Origin of the sequence: Hymenobacter koreensis (assembly GCF_039541855.1) — a bacterium.
Lineage (GTDB): Bacteria > Bacteroidota > Bacteroidia > Cytophagales > Hymenobacteraceae > Solirubrum > Solirubrum koreensis.
On the sequence record NZ_BAABHA010000004.1, the window covers coordinates 333,962 to 351,912 of the forward strand.

The 17,951-nt window shown below is 59.7% G+C and carries 14 protein-coding genes and 1 tRNA gene; 10 read left to right on the plus strand and 5 right to left on the minus strand.

Annotated elements, in window-relative coordinates; all coding sequences use genetic code 11:
* Position 1 precedes the first annotated feature (1 nt).
* A complete protein-coding gene (locus tag ABD903_RS10280; RefSeq protein ID WP_345223898.1) occupies positions 2-637 on the plus strand; it encodes a DUF6134 family protein in 636 nt (211 codons plus the stop codon).
* Between the two features lie 248 nt (positions 638-885).
* On the opposite strand, the gene ABD903_RS10285 is transcribed toward ABD903_RS10280, so the two are convergent.
* Positions 886-959, minus strand: a tRNA-Ile gene (locus ABD903_RS10285).
* A gap of 89 nt (positions 960-1,048) precedes the next feature.
* Between ABD903_RS10285 and ABD903_RS10290 the strand changes: the two genes are divergently transcribed.
* Genes ABD903_RS10290 through ABD903_RS10300 form a run of 3 tightly spaced genes read left to right on the plus strand, consistent with a single transcriptional unit; the run spans position 1,049 to position 3,314 of the window.
* Positions 1,049-1,717: an HAD family hydrolase gene (locus ABD903_RS10290; RefSeq protein ID WP_345223899.1), complete on the plus strand. Its 669-nt coding sequence runs from the start codon at positions 1,049-1,051 to the stop codon at positions 1,715-1,717.
* On the plus strand, positions 1,689-2,906 hold the full coding sequence (locus ABD903_RS10295) for a site-2 protease family protein (protein ID WP_345223901.1): 1,218 nt from the start codon (positions 1,689-1,691) through the stop codon (positions 2,904-2,906). The genes ABD903_RS10290 and ABD903_RS10295 overlap by 29 nt, the downstream gene beginning before the upstream one ends.
* A 15-nt stretch (positions 2,907-2,921) precedes the next feature.
* Positions 2,922-3,314, plus strand: a complete 393-nt coding sequence (locus ABD903_RS10300; protein WP_345223903.1) for a hypothetical protein — start codon at positions 2,922-2,924, stop codon at positions 3,312-3,314.
* Between the two features lie 72 nt (positions 3,315-3,386).
* On the opposite strand, the gene ABD903_RS10305 is transcribed toward ABD903_RS10300, so the two are convergent.
* Entirely contained in the window at positions 3,387-4,574 is a 1,188-nt protein-coding gene (locus ABD903_RS10305; RefSeq protein WP_345223904.1) for a phosphoglycerate kinase, read from the minus strand.
* A 266-nt stretch (positions 4,575-4,840) separates the two neighbouring features.
* Here ABD903_RS10305 and ABD903_RS10310 point away from each other — a divergent pair, with 266 nt between their 5' ends.
* The 4 genes from ABD903_RS10310 (at position 4,841) to ABD903_RS10325 (ending at position 10,802) form a co-directional block, all read left to right on the plus strand.
* Entirely contained in the window at positions 4,841-7,531 is a 2,691-nt protein-coding gene (locus ABD903_RS10310; protein ID WP_345223906.1) for a D-alanine--D-alanine ligase family protein, read from the plus strand.
* Between the two features lie 64 nt (positions 7,532-7,595).
* Positions 7,596-8,378: a PASTA domain-containing protein gene (locus ABD903_RS10315; protein WP_345223908.1), complete on the plus strand. Its 783-nt coding sequence runs from the start codon at positions 7,596-7,598 to the stop codon at positions 8,376-8,378.
* Between the two features lie 155 nt (positions 8,379-8,533).
* Complete coding sequence (locus tag ABD903_RS10320; protein WP_345223910.1) at positions 8,534-10,408, plus strand: T9SS type A sorting domain-containing protein; 1,875 nt, start codon at positions 8,534-8,536, stop codon at positions 10,406-10,408.
* A 94-nt stretch (positions 10,409-10,502) separates the two neighbouring features.
* On the plus strand, positions 10,503-10,802 hold the full coding sequence (locus ABD903_RS10325; protein ID WP_345223912.1) for a rhodanese-like domain-containing protein: 300 nt from the start codon (positions 10,503-10,505) through the stop codon (positions 10,800-10,802).
* Between the two features lie 219 nt (positions 10,803-11,021).
* On the opposite strand, the gene ABD903_RS10330 is transcribed toward ABD903_RS10325, so the two are convergent.
* From ABD903_RS10330 to ABD903_RS10340, 3 genes are all read right to left on the minus strand, one after another.
* Positions 11,022-12,947 (minus strand): RecQ family ATP-dependent DNA helicase, encoded by a 1,926-nt coding sequence (locus ABD903_RS10330; protein WP_345223914.1) that lies wholly within the window; start codon positions 12,945-12,947, stop codon positions 11,022-11,024.
* 159 nt (positions 12,948-13,106) lie between these two features.
* Positions 13,107-13,886, minus strand: a complete 780-nt coding sequence (locus tag ABD903_RS10335; RefSeq protein WP_345223915.1) for a hypothetical protein — start codon at positions 13,884-13,886, stop codon at positions 13,107-13,109.
* A gap of 305 nt (positions 13,887-14,191) precedes the next feature.
* Positions 14,192-14,854 carry an ABC transporter ATP-binding protein gene (locus ABD903_RS10340; protein ID WP_345223917.1) on the minus strand — a complete coding sequence of 221 codons (663 nt, stop codon included), beginning with the start codon at positions 14,852-14,854 and terminating at the stop codon, positions 14,192-14,194.
* A gap of 109 nt (positions 14,855-14,963) precedes the next feature.
* On the opposite strand from ABD903_RS10340, the gene ABD903_RS10345 reads away from it, so the two are divergent.
* Complete coding sequence (locus ABD903_RS10345; protein ID WP_345223919.1) at positions 14,964-16,022, plus strand: glycoside hydrolase family 113; 1,059 nt, start codon at positions 14,964-14,966, stop codon at positions 16,020-16,022.
* Positions 16,023-16,227: 205 nt separating this feature from the next.
* Entirely contained in the window at positions 16,228-17,436 is a 1,209-nt protein-coding gene (gene sucC / locus ABD903_RS10350) for an ADP-forming succinate--CoA ligase subunit beta (RefSeq protein ID WP_345223921.1), read from the plus strand.
* The last annotated feature ends 515 nt before the right edge of the window (positions 17,437-17,951 follow it).

Genomic DNA, 17,951 nt, shown 5'->3' on the forward strand with positions numbered 1-17,951 from the left:
AATGAGAAGCTTTTTGGGCTTGGTGGCGTGTGTTACCGGCGTGGCTGGCGCAGCCATGGGCCAGGATCAGAAACCACAGTCCTCGTCGGCGGAAATCCGCCGCTACGCCATTGAAGTGGCCGGCGTGCGGGTGGGCACCATGACGGCCACGCGCCAGCCGCCGTCGGCCGACGGCGAGGTGGTGTCGACGCTGGTGAGCGACGTGCAGGTAAACTTTCTGGTGTACCGCCTGAAGGTGTATTACCGGGTCACCAACCGTTTTCGAAACGGGCAACTGCGGCTTTCCACCGTGGAAGCGCACACCAACCAAGGCAACTTTGCGTCGCGGGCCGAGTGGAAAGGCGACCATTACGACATCGTGGCCGACCAGTACAAGCACCGGTACCGCGCTCAGGAAAAGCAGCCGATTACGTACGCCGTTACCGATCTGTTTTTCGGGCCGCCCGGCCGCCGCACATCGGCTTACGCGGAATACTTCGGCGACTATTTCGCCCTTTCCCAAACCTCGCCCACCACCTACCGGGCATTGCGCGAGGGCCGCGAAGACGAGTACCAGTACGCCAACGGTCAGTTGGTCACCATCGTTAAAAAGAACCCGTTCAAAAACTTCATCATCCGCCTACTGCCCGCATCCTAGCTCGAAAGCCGGCCACGCGGCGCAATAGTTGGTTAATGCCACGCGCTAAACCGTAGCTTCGGCCGGCTACTCCGTGGATACGCGGCAACAGCTTACCATGCCAATGCCAGCCCAAACAACAACCAAGGCACTGAGCAAGCTGCATCTAAACAGTTATCTACAAGACAACAAGGCTGTTACACGGATAAGGACTTGCGCTAAAAAAGCCGGGCCAACCACTTCAAAACAAGTGGTTGGCCCGGCTTACGTGGGCCCAGCTGGAATCGAACCAGCGACCTACTGATTATGAGTCAGTTGCTCTAACCGATTGAGCTATAGGCCCGGCCTGAAACGGATACTGACCTAAGTCGGAATTGGTTTCGGCAGTGCAAACTTCGAATTTCGCGGCTGCAATTCCAAGCTTTTCCGTGTATGCCTGCTTCGCGTCGCCTGCCTAACCTGCTGTTTGATTTCGGTGGGGTTATCATTAACATCGATTACCAACGCACCCTGGAGGCCATGCGCGCCCTGAGCCCAGCCGGTTCTACCATCGAATTTACCCAGCAGGCCCAGGCTCAGCTGTTCGACGATATGGAGACGGGTCGCCTCTCCGCTGCCGACTTTCGCCACGGCCTGCGCCAGCACTATAACCTGCACGCCGCCTCCGATGAGCAGTTGGATGCCGCCTGGAATGCCATGCTGCTGGATGTGCCGCTGGAACGCCTGGAGCTCATTCGGGAGTTGCGGGCGCAGGGCCACCAAACGGCGCTGCTCTCGAACACCAACGCCATCCACATCGGCACCATAAACGCCGCCCTGAAAACGCAGTATGGTTTCCAGCACGGCATTGCCGATGTGCTCGACCGTGTGTTTTACTCGCAGGAAGTGGGCTTTCGTAAGCCGGGCGAGGAGATATTCCGGCATGCATTGCAGGAAATGAACTGGCTTCCGGAGGAAACTCTTTTTATCGAGGACAGTTTTCAGCACATTGAGACGGCCCAGCGGCTGGGGCTGCACACGCTGTTCCTCGCCCCGCCGCTCACCCTCACCGACGCCCTGCCCGACGCCATCCGTGCCTTTCCCCACCCTGCTGCCTCCTGACGGTTCGCCCCGCCCCCCGGCGCGCCTGCTTCGTCCTTTTGCCCGCTGGCAACGCTTCGAGCGGCCCGAGCCCCCGCTCTGGCGCACGGTGTTGCTCCACGTGGGCTTGTTCATTATCACGCTCATTACCACCACGCTGGCCGGAGTAACGCTCACCCGCGGCGCCCTTGATTTGCTCGCGCTGGATGTGTTTACCATGCCGGCACCCGAGCGGTGGGTCGAACTACGCCGCGGCCTGCTCTTCTCGCTGCCGTTTCTGGGCGTGCTCACAGTACACGAGTTTGGCCATTACTTCATGGCCCGCCGCCACGGCATCCGTACCTCGCTGCCGTACTTTATTCCGATGCCTTTGGGGATAGGCACCTTCGGAGCGGTTATTCGCATCAAGGAGAAGATTTTTTCGCGGCGCGAGTTTTTCGATGTGGGCATTGCCGGCCCGCTGGCAGGTTTTCTGGTGGCGGTGCCGCTGCTGATTTACGGCTTCTCTCATCTGCCGCCACCCGAGCACATTTTCCAGATGCATCCCGAATACGCTCGTTTCGGCCGGAACTACGCGCAGTTTGTGTATCCGCCCGGTAACGAAGCCTTTACGTTGAGCAAGCCGCTGCTCTATCAGCTGCTGGAAAACTGGTTTGCCGATCCGGCACGCGTGCCCCACCCCAACGAACTGCTGCATTACCCGCTGTTGGTGGCCGGGTTGCTGTCGTTGTTTTTCACCGCCTTGAACCTACTGCCCATTGGTCAGCTCGACGGCGGGCATATTCTCTACGGCTTGCTGGGTTTCCGGCGCTTCAACCGTATATCGGCCGCGCTGTTTCTGGCCTTTATATTCTACGCTGGCCTGGGCTTGTTCACGCTGCAGTCGTCGCGGGAGGCGTGGATGTACGCGCCGGTGTACCTGCTCTACCTCTACATTGTGCTGGGGCGCGTGTTGCCGGGGCGGCGTCGAACCCTGCTGCTGGTAGGCAGTATGGTTATGGCCCAGTTGGCCGTAACGTTGGCCCTTCCGGCCCTCAAAGGCAACCCCGGCTGGCTTGTGTTCGGCTTGCTGCTGGGCCGATTGGCCGGTATTTATCATCCGCCTGCCCCCGATGAGCGGCCGCTTACCCCCGGCCGCCAAGTGCTGGGCTGGCTGATGGTTGTCGTGTTTGTGCTCTGCTTTACGCCTTCGCCGTTTCAAATCGGATAGGCTACTGGCAGCGTTGTGGCTCGACAACGCCGCAACAGCTACGCCGTTGGGCGCGTACCTACGGCCATGCCCACCACCGACCGCAACGCCCCCGAATACCGCTGGAGCCTGGCCGAACGCATTGCCGGCCGCATGCTGGAAGCCGGCCTCAGCCACCGCGACGTGCACGAATCCACTTCGCCCGACGACCTCATCGACCACGGCGCCTTGCCCAAGCCCGAAGCCAGCTACATCCGCAGCCTCTCGCACCTGCCCGACCACGAAGCCCGCGACCTATTCGTGAAGCACGCCAAGGGCACGAACTGCGCCGACGACCCCGACTGCGCCAAGACCTTTAACTACTTCCGCCAGCTGGTGTGGATTAACCTCTACAGCCGCCCCGAAGAGGAAGAAGTAGTTCCGGGCTGATATTTCGCCAAACACAAAAACGCCCCGCTGGCTACGTAGCCAGCGGGGCGTTTTTGTGTCCATAACGCTAGGCTAGCCCAGCGCCTCTACGCCCGGCAGGGTTTTGCCTTCCATGTACTCCAGCAAAGCGCCGCCACCTGTAGAGATGTAAGACACACGGTCGGAGAAGCCAAGTTGGTTGACGGCCGCGGCCGAGTCGCCGCCGCCGATGAGGCTGAAGGCGCCGTTGGCGGTGGCATCGGCAATGGCTTTGGCCACGTCTTCGGTGCCGGCCGCGAAGCTGCTCATCTCGAACACGCCCATGGGACCGTTCCACAGAATGGTTTTGCTCTGGCGGATAATGTCGGCAAACTTCTGACGGGCATCGGGGCCGATGTCGAGGCCCATCCAGCCGTAGGGAATCTGGTCGTTCGTGGCCACCTTGGTTTGTGCGTCGTTGGCGAATTTGTCGGCAATAACGCTGTCGGTTGGCAGCACTAGGTTCACGCCTTTCTCCTTGGCCATGTTGATCAGGCGAAGGGCCAAATCCATTTTATCGGCCTCCAGCAACGACGAGCCGATGTTGCCGCCCTGGGCCTTGGCAAAGGTGTACGCCATGCCACCGCCGATGAGCAGGTTGTCTACTTTGTCGAGCAGCTGCTCGATGATGAGAATTTTGTCGGAAATCTTGGCACCGCCCATAATGGCGGTGAAGGGCCGCTCGGCCTCTTCCAGCACTTTCTTGGCGTTGTCGATTTCGCCTTGCAGCACGTAGCCAGCCACGCGGTCCTGCGGGAACGACTCGGCTACCACGGCCGTGGAGGCGTGGCGGCGGTGGGCCGTACCAAAGGCGTCGTTCACGTACACGTCGCCGAGGCGGGCCAGCTTTTGAGAGAAACCGGCGTCACCTTTTTCCTCTTCGGCGTGGAAGCGCAGGTTTTCGAGCAGCAATACTTCGCCGGGCTGCAGGCCTTGGGCCAGTTGCAGGGCTTCGTCGCCCACGGCATCGGGAGCAAACTTCACCGGCACGCCGTACTCGTCGCTGAGGCGCTGTACCAAATGGCGCAAGGAGTATTTCTCCTCGGGTCCGCCCTTGGGCCGGCCCAGGTGCGACATCAGTACCACCGAGCCGCCGTCGGCCAGAATCTTCTTCACCGTGGGCGTGGCCGCCCGGATACGGGTGTCGTCGGTAATGCGGTATTCCTTGTCGAGGGGCACGTTGAAATCGACGCGCACGAGGGCTTTTTTGCCGGCGAAGTGGTACTGGTCGAGGGTTTGCATGGGCTGGGGAATGGGTGAAACTCTGGGCAGCGAAGGTAGCACAAGCAGCCATTTAGGCCAGAAAATAGCCGATATCCTTGATGATGCCCGCTAGAAACTCGTTCCGGGCGCATTGAATAACTGAAGAGAACAATTCCTATCCCAGGCGCAGTTGGGCTACCTCTTCAAAGGCAAATCGTAACGTTTCGGTCGGTGGCGGTGTTAGGCGCCGAAGCGGCCAGCCGGGTGTGCCGAGCCGCTTGAAATCTGCCTACCTTTGCCCCAGTATGAGAATTGGCATTTTCTTCGGCGGACCGTCGCGTGAGCGGGAAATTTCCTTTGCTGGCGGCCGCACGGTTTACGATAACCTCGATAAGTCGCTGTTCCAGGCCGTTCCGGTCTTCGTGGATAGCCACGGTAACTTCGTTCTGCTCGACTGGCAGTACCTCTACAAGGGTACCATCCGCGACTTTTACCCGCCCGTGTCGGCCCTGCCCGACTCCGAGCACAAGCTGCAGGTGTATCTGGAAAGCCTCGGTGAGCTAAGCCAGCCGGAGCAGGACCGCATCATAGGGGAAGTGGGCCGCCGCCTGCGCCCCGACGAGCTAGCCGGCCTCATGGACTTCGCGTTCCTGGCCCTGCACGGCCCCGCGGGCGAAGACGGCGCCATTCAGGGTTTGCTCGAATGGTACGGCATCCCGTACTCCGGCTCGGGCATTCTGCCGTCGGCGTTCGGCATCGACAAGATTGCGCAGAAAACCCTCATTCACGCCCTTGGGCTGCCTTCGCCGGCCTTCCGCGTGCTCACGGCCGACGAATTTGACGCCGCCGACCCGGCTGCGCTGCTAGCCTATTTGCAGAAAGAGCTGGGCCTGCCGCTGGTGTTGAAAGCGCCGCGCCAAGGTTCGAGCATCGGCGTAAGCATTTTGCGCGAAGCCGACCCCGCTAAGTTTGCCACTGCCGTAGAGCGCAGCCTGTTCCGCCGAACCCTCACCAAAGACGAGTGGCAGCGCCTCGGCCCGCAAGACCGCGTGGCCTGGGCCCAGCACCTGACCGACATTCGCGACGGTATCGGCCTGCCCGTCATCCTCGACTCCGACGACGAGAAAATCTACTACCACCCCGACGAGCTGCTGCGGGCGCTGGATCAGAAACTGCTGATTCAGGATTCCGTGCGCCTGACTAACACTCAGGGCGAGCAGCAGGTGCTGGTGGAAGCCTTCGTGCAGGGCCGCGAGTTTTCCTGCATTGTGGTGGAAGACGTGGACGGCCGCCCGCTGGCTTTGCCGCCCACCGAGATTGTGAAGGGCGAGGAAATGTTCGACTACCGCTCGAAGTACCTGCCCGGCCTCTCGCGCAAAATCACGCCCATCGACCTGCCCGAAGCCGAAATTCAGCGCATTCGGGAGCAGTGCGAGCAGCTGTTTCGCACCTTCGGCTTTCAGGTATACGCCCGCCTGGATGGCTTCCTGACGGCCAACGGTGAGATATTTCTGAACGACCCGAACACCACCTCGGGCATGCTGCCGGCCTCGTTCTTCTTCCACCAAGCCGCCGAAATCGGGCTAAACCCTTCGCAGTTCCTCACCTACCTCATTCGCACCTCGCTAGCGGCGCGCCGCCGCGCGGGTTTGCAGCCAGTGAAGCTGGGCCGTAAGCTCAAGCAGCTGGACGAGGCTGTGGCCGGACGCCAGCACGAGCAGAAGCCGCGCACCAAAGTGGCCGTTATTATGGGCGGCTACTCCTCGGAGCGACACATTTCGGTGGAAAGCGGCCGTAACATTTACGAGAAGCTTTCGTCGTCGGCCAAGTACCAGCCGGTGCCGGTGTTCCTGTCGGGTTCCAGCGAAAATTACCAGCTGCACGTGCTGCCGGTGAATGTGATGCTGAAGGATAATGCCGACGACATTCGCGACAAAATTCAGCATTACCAGGCGGGCCACGGTCCGCACCCGGTGCTGGAGCGCATCCGCCACGAGGCTACCCAAATTACCAGCACCTACGCGGCCGAATCGGTGGCGGTGCCCGAGCAGCTGACGTTTGAGCAGTTAGCCGAGCGCGTAGACGCCGTGTTTATTGCCCTGCACGGCCGCCCCGGCGAAGACGGTGCCCTGCAGCAGCAGCTGGAGCGCGTGGGCCTGCCCTACAACGGCTCGGGCGTGCAGTCGAGCAGCATTACCATCAACAAGTTCGAGACCAACAAGCGCCTGCGCGATGCCGGCCTGCGCGTGGCTGAACACCGGCTGGCCGCCCGCCTGGAGTGGGAAGCCGACGCCGAGCAGTTTTACCAGAACCTGGAGGCGCAGTTCCCCTACCCCTTCATTGCCAAGCCCGCCGACGACGGCTGCTCTTCGGCCGTAAAGAAGCTCAAGACCCGCGCCGAACTGGAAGCTTTCAGCCGCCTGATTTTCCGCGACCAGGAAGATTTGATGGAGGATGCGGCCCGCACCCTCAGCTTAGGTTTCAAGGAGGAATTCCCCCGCAAGGAGGTATTTCTGGTGGAAACCCTGATTTCGCGCGAAGGCGCCCGGCACTTCCTGGAAGTTACCGGTGGCCTGCTCACCCACCGCCGCTCCGACGGCGGCCGCGACATCGAAGTATTTGAAGCTTCCGAAGCTCTGGCCACCGGCGAAGTACTGAGTCTGGAGGAGAAATTCCTGGCTGGCGAAGGGCAGAACATCACCCCCGCCCGCTACGCTCCGGATGCCGCCGAACGCCAGCGCATTTCCGACGAAGTGAAGAAGGAACTGCACCGCGTGGCCAAGGTGCTAAACATCGAAGGTTACGCCCGCATCGACGCGTTTGTGCGCGTGCGCGACAACGGCGCCGTGGAGGTTATCATCATTGAGGTTAACTCCTTGCCCGGCATGACGCCCGCCACCTGTATCTTCCACCAAACGGCCCTGGCCGGCTACACGCCCTACGATTTTATTGACCGGATTCTGGAGTACGGCAAGAGTCGGGTAGCGAAGCAATAAGCCGGCCGATAGTAGGTCCTTGCTTCCTTACTTTTACCTTCCCTCCTAGTACCAGCACTTTATAATGGCTTTTCTAAAATCTGACACCTGGCTCGACTTGCTGAAACACCTGGTGGTGATTGGCGTGGTGTCGCTGCTGCTGCTCTTCGGCTTCTTCTTCGTGTACCTGCCCCTCACCACCAACCACGGCGAAACCATTCCGGTGCCCAAGGTGACGGGCATGCAAATGGACGATCTGGAAGATTACCTCGAGGAGCGTGACCTCGCGTACTTCGTGGACGACAGCAGTTATTCGGCTACTATTCGGCCCGGCACGGTGCTTACCCAGGACCCGCGCCCCGGCGAAAAGGTGAAGGAGGGTCGGAAGATTTACATCTCGGTGGCCATGAAAAACCCGCCCGTCATCAAAATGCCCAAGCTGACGGATGGTTCGGTAAAAAACGCCCAGATGATTCTCAACAGCTACGACCTGGTGGTGGGTACCATAACGCTGGTGCCCAACCTGGCCCAGAACGCGGTGCTGAAGCAGATGGTGAATGGCAAGGAAATAGCACCCGGCGCCCCCATTGCCAAAGGAACCCGCGTGGACTTGGAAGTGGGCGACGGCCTGGGCAACCAGGAATTCCCGGTCCCCAGCCTCGTGGGCATGCCCGCCGACGAAGCAACCACGCTGCTGGCTGGCCAACGCCTGCAGCTGGGCGAAATCTTCTACCAGCCCACGGAAGAAGGCCAGACTGCCGGCACCGTGGTGAAACAGCGGCCCGAAGCCACGCAGGGTGCTACCATCCGCAGCGGCCAGTTGGTGGATTTGTGGGTAGCCGGCGACGAGCCGCTAAAAACACCGTAACAGGCTCTGTGCTGTATTTTTATCCAAAACGCCCGGCGCCTTCCGGGCGTTTTGCATTTTCCGCGCTTTAGTTATCAGAATGAGCTCGGCAAATTTCGGGGCATGGTAAAATCTTTTGGCGCGGCGGCTCGTTTGGGGTACGTAACTTTCCGGCAATGACATATCGGCTACTTTTCCTTGCGTTTGTTTTCACTCTAATCGGCTGCCAGCCGCTGCTCGCGCAGCAATCCGGCCTGGCCCCCTTGCCTGCCGACCCGGCCCGCGCCCGGAACGAAACGTCGCGTAATGCAGCCACACGACCGTCGCTGTTGTCGCTGCCGTTTTTCGACGACTTCGCCGGCCAGCGCGAAGGAGCTCCTTCCGTCGACCGGTGGGAAACGCGTGGCGGCGCCCTCGTTAACAACCGCTTTCCTGTGGCACCGCCCACAAAAGGCGTAGCCACCCTCGACGGGCTAGACGCCAACGGCAACGCCTACGGCAGCGCGTCTACTTTCGGCATTACCGACTCGTTAACGTCGCAGCCCATTGACCTGAGCGGGCTGCAGCCGGGCAGCAGCACGTACCTGAGCTTTTTCTGGCAGGCGGGTACAATTGTGAGTTCCACGAACGACAACTCCAGCAGTCAGCCGGTATTCCTGCAGCTCGATTTCCTCGACAACACCGGCAGCTGGGTACGGGTGTGGCGCCGAACCAGTCCGGGCCAGGCTAACGGCCAGGCTTCAGCTTTTCAGCAGCGTTTTATTGCCGTTAACGACGCCCGCTACTTCCACGCCGGCTTCCGTTTCCGCTTCCGCACCTCGGGCCGCCGAGCCACCACCCAAGACGCCTGGAGCGTGGACTACGTGCTCCTCGACCGCAGCCGCGACACCACCAACACCGCTTACCGCGACGTTGCCCTGGGCCAGCCGCTGAACTCGCTTTTTGAGCGCTATTCCTCGTTGCCGGTGTGGCAGTACCAGGCATCGGCCAATCCTGCCCAGGAGCTCAACGACAGCATCCAGACTACCCTCAATAACCTCGATGCGGGCCTGGCACCCACGCCGGTGCGCTGGGCTGGCACGGTGCAGCCGCTTTCCGGCGGCTCGGCTCTACCCCTCGCCTTCTCGCCCGACCGCGGCGCCATTAACCGCCTCACGCTGGGCCTACCGCTGGTGGGCTCGGCGCGGAATGCAACGCTTCCAGCCTCGGGCACTGCCCAACGCTTTCGGTACAACATTTTCCTGACCACCGACGGCACACCGCCGCCGCCCCGCACGCTGCTTAATGATACAATTACGCGCGTTGCCGAGCTGGCCAATTACTACGCGTTCGACGACGGCAGCCCCGAGGCAGTGGACGGCATTGCCGAAACCACCGGGCCAGTCTCCTACCGCGCATACCGCTTGGTGCTGAACCGGGCCGATCAGGTTACCGCCCTTCGTATTTACCTGACGCAGCCGTTAGCCGCCGGCTTCAGCCTTACTGCCGCCGTGTGGGACGACCAAAACGGCCGCCCCGGCGACACTCCCAAAGCCACCAAAACCTTCCAGCTACCCAGCAGCGTGCCGGCCGGCCAATGGCTGGATGTTCGGTTCGATCAGCCGGTACCGGTGAGCGGCGTCTGCTACTTCGGGTACGGGCAAAGCGCTACGTTCCAGTTCATTCGCTTCGGCCTCGACCTGAACTCCAAGGTGCCGGCCGGCTTTTTCTGGCACAAAATCCAGAACATCTGGCAACCATTCCAAACCCTGCGCGGGGCCCCCATGCTACGGGCCGTGATGAGCGGCGTGGTTACCACCACCCGCCGCGCCGCCGCTGCCGCTGCGCCTCAGGTGTACCCCAACCCCAGCAAGGGCGCGCTGCAGATTGACGGTCGTTACCACCAAGCCCGAGTGCTCGACGCCCTGGGGCGCGTGGTGTGGCAACAGCCTGTAAGCCAGGCCGGACAGCCCACACTCGATTTGGGCCAGCTGGCGCCCGGCGTGTACTTGCTGCAGCTCACACTACCCGATGCTACAATAAGCACCCACCGCGTACTGTTGGAAAAATAAACTTCTGGCTGGTTGTGTAGCCGCAATTTGCGTTCTTCACTCCGCCGCTGCGCTTGCACCGGCTTACCCGAACTGTCATCCTCGCTACGTTTCCATGAACGACATCACCCCTTCCGAGCTGAAAGAACGTCAGCAGCAGCAACAAGCCCCCATTATTATTGACGTGCGCGAAACGTGGGAGCACGAAGAAGCCCGCATCGACGGCAGCCGCAACATTCCGTTGGGCGAGCTGCCCGGCAAGCTGGAAGAACTAGAAGACCTCAAGCACACCGAAGTGGTAGTGCACTGCAAAGGCGGCGGCCGTTCGGCCACGGCCAAGGCGCTTATGCAGCAGCACGGTTTCCAGAACGTGCGCAATCTGTTGGGCGGCATTAATGCTTACAACGCGCAGTAAAAAAGCTTAAGCCCTTCCAGCACAACGCCCGGCCCCGAAAAGCCGGGCGTTCTATTGGGCGACATTTCGAATTTCTCGTTTGTCATCCTGAGAAGGGCAAAGGACCTTTTCACCGCGGGGCATGTTGTTACGTCAGTCGTTTACACGCCAGAGGGTCCTTCACTCGGCTCAGGATGACAGTTAAAAGGCGTGAGCTTTCCGTGAACTTCTGTACTGCCCTCAGGCTACTGCTAATTGCCCATTTTCGCGGTAACGCAGCGCGCCGGTGTCCACTAAATCCCGCACCAGCGCGGTTAGTGTGTCGGCTTGGCCAGGCGCAAAGCCTGCCAGTAGTTCTCGGGGTGTGCGCGGCGTAGCGCGTAGGACCTCCAGCACCTGAGTTCGTAAATCCGTACCGGCTTCGGCTAGCTTTTGCTGCCGTTTTGCGGCCAAGCACGGGTCGCAGATGCGGCAAGGTGGGCTATCCAGTTCCCCGAAATACTCCAGTAGCAACTGTTGGCGGCAGCGGCTGCCCGTGGCGTAGCTAATAACCGACTCCGTTTTGCGCACCGCCCGCTCCCGGGCCGCTTCCAGCGCCGGCACATTCAGGGGCAGGCGGTCGGCGTCCTTGCGAGGCGTGGTAAACATGGCCTGCGGCGACTCGTGCCGCGGCTGAAACTGCACGATGCCCGAGCGGTGCAGAAATTCTAGCGTCTTCCGCACCTCCGTGGTGCTCCAGCGCAAATGCTGCGACAGAGCGCCTTCCGAAATGCTTTGGAACGAGCTGAATACTTCGCCGCCGTATAGCCGCATAATGGCCTTGATAAGCTGGTCGTGCCGCGGGTTATCTACCTGAAACCGGTACAAGTCGCGGGCGTCGATGGGGATGAAAACCTTGGCGGGGTTGAATACGGCTTCGTTCAGCTGCACCAGTCCTTCGCGTTCCAGGGTACGCATGGCGTTGTGCACATCCAGCGGTTTTAGGCGGTAGGTTTGCGCAAACTGCTGCAAATCGAAATCGAAAGCCACCATTTCGCCGCCGCCGGTGGCCGTGCCGGAGTAGTTGGCCAAGGCTTGGTACACACGCTTCACCACATCCAGCGGCGGGTGGGCCTGTAGAGTGCGGCGACGCATTTCGTCGGCATCGTTCGGGGCCCACAGCAGCACGGCAAAGGCATATTGCTCATCCCGACCGGCGCGGCCGGCTTCCTGGTAGTAGGCCTCCAGGGAATCGGGGGCATCGAGGTGCACCACACAGCGCACATCAGGCTTGTCGATTCCCATTCCAAAGGCATTGGTAGCTACTACAATACGGGTTTTGTTCTGGGTCCATTCTTGCTGCACGCGGGTGCGCTGCTCGGGCGGCAAACCGGCGTGGTAGGCCGCCGCGTTCAGGCCGTGCTGCTGCAGCCAGTTGGCGGCGTCTTCGGTGTGCTTGCGGGTGCGCGCGTACACCACGGCGGTTTTATCGGGCCCTACCCCGCGCAGTACTTCCACCAAGCGGCGCAGCTTGTCCTCGGTGTTCTGCACCGAATACGAGAGGTTAGGCCGGAGGAAGCTCTTTTGAAACGTCTGCCCGGTTTCGCCAAAGCGCAGCTTTTCGCGGATGTCGCGGCGTACTTCCTCGGTGGCGGTGGCTGTAAGGGCCAAAACGGGCACACCCGGCAGCAGTTCGCGCAAAGCACCAAGCTGCAAATATGGCGGTCGGAAATCGTAGCCCCATTGGGAAAGGCAATGTGCTTCGTCGACGGCAATGAGCTGCACGCGCATCCGGCCTACGCGGGCCCGAAACATTTCCGTCAGCAGGCGTTCCGGCGACACGTACAGGAACTTCACAGGACCGTACACGCAGTTGTCCAGCGTCTGGTCGATGTCGCGGTGGCTCATGCCGGCGTACACGGCTTCGGCTTTGATGCCGCGCTTGCGTAGGTTTTCCACCTGGTCCTTCATCAAGGCAATCAGCGGCGAAACGACGAGGCACAGTCCGTCGCGGCTGAGGGCCGGGACCTGAAAGCAGACGGATTTGCCGCCCCCTGTGGGCAGCAGTGCCAGTGCATCGTGCCCCGCCAGCACGGCCCGAATGATGTCCTCCTGTCCCGGTCTAAACGCACCGTGGCCCCAATGCTGGCGCAGAACGGAGAGTATGTCGTCGGTAGGTGCAGGCACGATGGATAAATCGGGTTAAGAATGGGCTAACGAAGTTACCGAACGAGCTTGTCATTGCCGCGCTTTGCTTGCTTTGACAAGCTCGTTCGCGGCCACCCAAACGCAAAAAAGCCCGGTTCCAAAACGGAACCGGGCTTTTGAAAACGAAGACCAAGACGTTTAGGCAGCAGCCTGGTCGCCTTCGCGGCCTTCAATGGTTTTCTTCAGGTTGGCAATGGCCGAATTGGCCCGCTCCTGGTCAAGTTTATTAATGTTAAGCAGCATCTTGGTCTTCTCCTGACGGGTAATGACCGGATGGTTCAGCAGACGAATGATTTCTTCCTTCTGCGGCGCCGTGGCGTAAGCTGCGGCCGGAGCCAGCGGCTCGGCAACTGCCGGGGCAGGTTGCTCAGCCGGAATGGCTTTCATAGGCGCCGTTTCTACCACAACCGAAGCCTTGGTTTCAGGCGTGTTGCCGCCGTACTCCATTTCTTCGGCCGGCGTGGGCTCGTAACCAGCAGCGCGGATAATCCAAGCCAGAATGTTACGGTACGCTTTGCCAATGGCGCGGGTCTGGGCCATAGAAGCAATGGCAAATTCCTGGTAGAATTTCTTGCCCTGCTCCTTGTTTGAGCAGATAGCAAAACCGGCGCCCACGGTGTGCTGGCTGCGCATGTCAAACAGCGTCACCTTGGCCTGGTACTTAATTTCGGTATCGGTGCTCATGTTAATGACGTGGTCGACGATGGGCACAATGCCCAAGCGCGAGCCGGCATACTGCCAGCCTTCCACGTTCACAAACTCCTTGCCTTGCACGGCCGTGGTGAGCTTGTTTTCCTTGATGAAGTTCGCCAGATCCTTAGCCAAGGACAGCGTCTCGTCCGAACGCGAGATGTCATAGCTCTCGGGCTTCAGCTTGCGAATCGGTGCTTTGGTGTTGTCTTTTTGTGCCTCAGTCATGGCTTTGTTCTTTAGTCCCTGTAGTACGTTCTGTGTTACGTGAAGATAACGCATCGACCCGGGCAAAGGTGCAAAAATGAGCCCATTTTTTAGTAAATTTTCCTACTGATTGTCAATGCTTTACAATCAATATTCAAATTTAAAATAACTAACCTGGTTAGCCAAACACTTTTAGCAGCCCTTGCTAGGCTAATTCTTTGCGTTAAAAGGAGCAAATCAGCTTTCAAATGAAGCTTTGTACGCAAAAAAAGCCGCCGCGTCTGGCCAGACGCGGCGGCTTTTTTTGCGTGGTTGGAAAAGGTGCTTTAGCGGCCGTTTTCTACGATGTAACCGTCTTTCATCACCACCTTGCGGTCGGCCATTTCGGCCAGTTGGTCGTTGTGGGTTACGATGACGAAGGTCTGACCCAATTCCTTGCGCAGCAGAAAGAAAATCTGGTGCAGGTCCTGCGCGTTTTGCGAGTCGAGGTTGCCCGAGGGCTCGTCGGCGAAAATGATTTCGGGTGAGTTGATGAGGGCGCGGGCCACGGCCGTACGCTGCTGCTCACCGCCCGACATTTCCGAGGGCTTGTGGTCGGCGCGGCGGTCGAGGTTCAGCATGCCGAGCAATTCGCGTGCCCGTACGCGGGTTTCGGTCTCCGAGCGGCCGGCCAGGTAAGCCGGCAGGCACACGTTTTCGAGGGCCGTGAATTCGGGCAGCAGGTTGTGAAACTGGAACACAAAGCCGATGTGCCGGTTGCGGAAACGTGCCATGTCAGCCCGTTTCAACGAGGAAATACTCTCGCCCTCGTACAGTACTTCGCCGGCATCAGGGTCGTCGAGGGTGCCTAAAATATGCAGCAACGTGCTTTTGCCGGCGCCCGAGGAGCCAACGATGGACACGATTTCGGATTTCTCGATGGTCAGGTCGATGCCCTTGAGCACTTCCAGCGAACCGTAGCGTTTGCGGATGTTAACGGCCTGCAACAAACTGAATAAGCGTTAAAAGGCGAAAGAAAGAGCAAGCAAAGCTACGCAGAAAGCCGGGATGCCAATTGCCCCGTATCTTGGCTGTATGCGAAAGTCGGGGCTTATACGGATGCTACGCCAAAGCGGCTTACTGCTCACCTTGCTAAGCCTGCTGGCCAACCGCTGCAACCCGCCTGCCGAAGCCGTTACGCCCGCCGCCAGCGTTAGTCCGGCCGAACGCCTGCGCGGCGTGAGCTGGGTAGCCTCCGACTCCACTACCGAAGCGCAGATTCTGGAGTTGAAGCGCTGTAACGTTACCTGGATAACCCAAACTCCCTTCGGCTGGCAAACCGATTCGGCCTCGCCCGAGGTAATCCTGAGCACTGGCCGCCGACGGGCGTATTGGGGCGAAGCTGACAGCGGCTTGGTACACACGGCCCGGCTGGCACGACAGCACGGCATCAGTACCATGCTCAAACCGCATATCTGGCTGCGCACCCGCGGGCAATGGCCGGGGCAAATTCAGATGCGCACACCCGCCGAATGGCAGCAATGGTTTGCCAGCTACACGGCTTTTATTCTGCATTACGCCAAGCTGGCCGAGCAAAACCGCATGGAAGCCCTGTGCATCGGCACCGAACTCCGGCATACCTCTGTGGGGCACGAGCAGCAGTGGCGGCAGCTAATTAAGCAAGTGCGGCAGGTGTACCGCGGCAAGCTTACCTACGCCGCTAACTGGCACGACGAGTACGAGCTGATTCAGTTCTGGGACGCGCTCGACTACATCGGCATCCAGGCCTACTTCCCGCTGAGCAAGGCCGCCAACCCCGATACGGCCACGCTGCGCCGCGCTTGGCAACCGTATGTGCAGGAAATTGCCGGGGTACAGCGGCGTTTTAATCGGCCAGTGATTTTCACCGAAGCCGGTTACCGCGCCATTCCTGCCGCCGCTGCGGCTCCGTGGGAGTGGCCAAACGCGCGTCAGCCCGCCCCTATCGACACTGCAGCACAAGCCGCTTGCTACGAGGCCATGTTCCGGGCAAGCTGGCAGCAACCCTGGTTTGCGGGCGTGTTCATCTGGAAGTGGTTCCCCGGCTTGCGCCCTGATAGCCCGCCGCGCCGCCGTGCCGATTTCACGCCCCAGCACCAGCCGGCCGAACAGGTAATGGCCCGTTGGTACGGTCGGTAAGGACTTACCGGAGTGTTCCGGTCCTTGAGCCTTTTCGACGTTTGCATAGCTATAATTAACAAGCTGCACGGTAAAATGGCGCGCCGCTGTGCATTCGTTTGCACTGCCAGCCAATGAGTTCCGCTTCCGGTTTCCGCGCTGGCTGCATTTTGCCTACTTTCGCGGGCAGATTACCGGAACCCGAAACCCACCTCCAGTCCCCAGTATGAACATTCACGAATATCAGGGCAAAGACATTCTGAAGCGCTACGGCGTGCGTGTGCAGGAAGGCATCGTGGCCGAAACGGCCGACGAGGCTGTAGAAGCCGCCAAGAAGCTCACCGAACAAACCGGCACCAGCTGGCACGTGATTAAAGCCCAGATTCACGCTGGGGGCCGCGGCAAAGGGGGTGGGGTGAAACTCGCCAAAAACCTGGAGCAGGTGAAAGACATTGCCGGCCAAATCATTGGCATGCAGCTGGTAACCAAGCAAACCGGCGCCGAAGGCCGCAAAGTGCACAAGGTACTGGTAGCGCAGGACGTGTACTACCCCGGCGACTCCGAGCCGAAGGAATACTACATGAGCGTATTGCTGGACCGCGCTACCGGCAAGAACGTTATCATTTACACCACCGAGGGTGGTATGGACATTGAGGAGGTTGCCGAAGCGCACCCCGAGAAAATCCACCGCGAGCATGTAGACCCGCGTGTGGGCCTGCGCCCCTTCCAGGCCGCTAAAATTGCCTACAACCTCGGCCTGAGCGGCGACGCCCAGAAAGAGATGGTGAAGTTCGTAACGGCCCTGTATAAGGCCTACGACGACACCGATTCGGCCATGTTCGAAATCAACCCCGTGTTGAAGACCTCGGACAACAAGATCCTGGCCGTTGACGCCAAAGTAACCCTTGACGAAAACGCCCTGTACCGCCACAAGGACTTCGTAGAGCTGCGCGACACCAACGAAGAAGACCCGCTGGAAGTAGAAGCGTCGGCCTCGAACCTGAACTACGTGAAGCTCGACGGCAACGTGGGCTGCATGGTAAACGGTGCTGGTCTGGCCATGGCTACCATGGACATCATCAAGCTGAGCGGCGGCGAGCCGGCCAACTTCCTTGACGTAGGAGGTGGAGCCAACGCCCAGACCGTGGAAGCTGGTTTCCGCATCATTCTGAAGGATCCGAACGTGCAGGCCATCCTAATCAACATCTTCGGTGGTATCGTGCGTTGCGACCGGGTTGCCAACGGCGTGGTTGAAGCCTACAAAAATATCGGCGACATCCGCGTGCCCATCATCGTTCGCCTGCAAGGCACGAATGCTGAGGAGGGCGCCCGCATCATCGACGAGTCGGGCCTGAAGGTATACTCGGCCGTGTTGCTGAAAGATGCCGCTCAAAAAGTGAAAGAAGTACTGGCTATGACGGGCGCTAACGCCTAATTTCAAGCCTTACCACTCCCTGAAAGCCCCGCCGGTATCATACCGGCGGGGCTTTTTGTTGTGCTTGCCAGCCGTCGATTCTTGTGCGCTTTACTGTTCCGCTGCCAGCATTGTAGACGCGCTTTTGGCAAGGTTCCGTAAGCGGTGACGCTGTCCCCGGCACCGTTAACGCAGGTAACGCGTGCGTACCAAACCACGACCTCCCCTAATTTGGGTGATAAGGTCCACCAACCTGATTGACTACTTCCAGCCTACACGTTCCAGTCAGACAACTGACTCACGTTAGCTGTTTGTTTCAGCCTTGGCTCCATGCAAAATAATCTATGTATTTTCAATAGCATATATTTTTATTTACAATATATATTTGACGAATTACATTTGCAGCCTCTTGTAGTCAACGTTTGGCTACGGCCATAGCGGGTTGGCCTGGTTGGGCCGAAGTAGTAATAGTTCCACTATATATGGTTTTTGCCCTAACCTATAAGGGAATTACCACGTTTGTCCATGCGCACCCG

Coding starts and splice junctions, on each gene's coding strand:
- ABD903_RS10280 (WP_345223898.1), top strand. CDS start 2: ATGAGAAGCTTTTTGGGCTTGGTGGCGTGTGTTACCGGCGTGGCTGGC.
- ABD903_RS10290 (WP_345223899.1), top strand. CDS start 1,049: ATGCCTGCTTCGCGTCGCCTGCCTAACCTGCTGTTTGATTTCGGTGGG.
- ABD903_RS10305 (WP_345223904.1), bottom strand. CDS start 4,574: ATGCAAACCCTCGACCAGTACCACTTCGCCGGCAAAAAAGCCCTCGTG.
- ABD903_RS10310 (WP_345223906.1), top strand. CDS start 4,841: ATGAGAATTGGCATTTTCTTCGGCGGACCGTCGCGTGAGCGGGAAATT.
- ABD903_RS10315 (WP_345223908.1), top strand. CDS start 7,596: ATGGCTTTTCTAAAATCTGACACCTGGCTCGACTTGCTGAAACACCTG.
- ABD903_RS10320 (WP_345223910.1), top strand. CDS start 8,534: ATGACATATCGGCTACTTTTCCTTGCGTTTGTTTTCACTCTAATCGGC.
- ABD903_RS10325 (WP_345223912.1), top strand. CDS start 10,503: ATGAACGACATCACCCCTTCCGAGCTGAAAGAACGTCAGCAGCAGCAA.
- ABD903_RS10335 (WP_345223915.1), bottom strand. CDS start 13,886: ATGACTGAGGCACAAAAAGACAACACCAAAGCACCGATTCGCAAGCTG.
- ABD903_RS10345 (WP_345223919.1), top strand. CDS start 14,964: ATGCTACGCCAAAGCGGCTTACTGCTCACCTTGCTAAGCCTGCTGGCC.
- sucC (WP_345223921.1), top strand. CDS start 16,228: ATGAACATTCACGAATATCAGGGCAAAGACATTCTGAAGCGCTACGGC.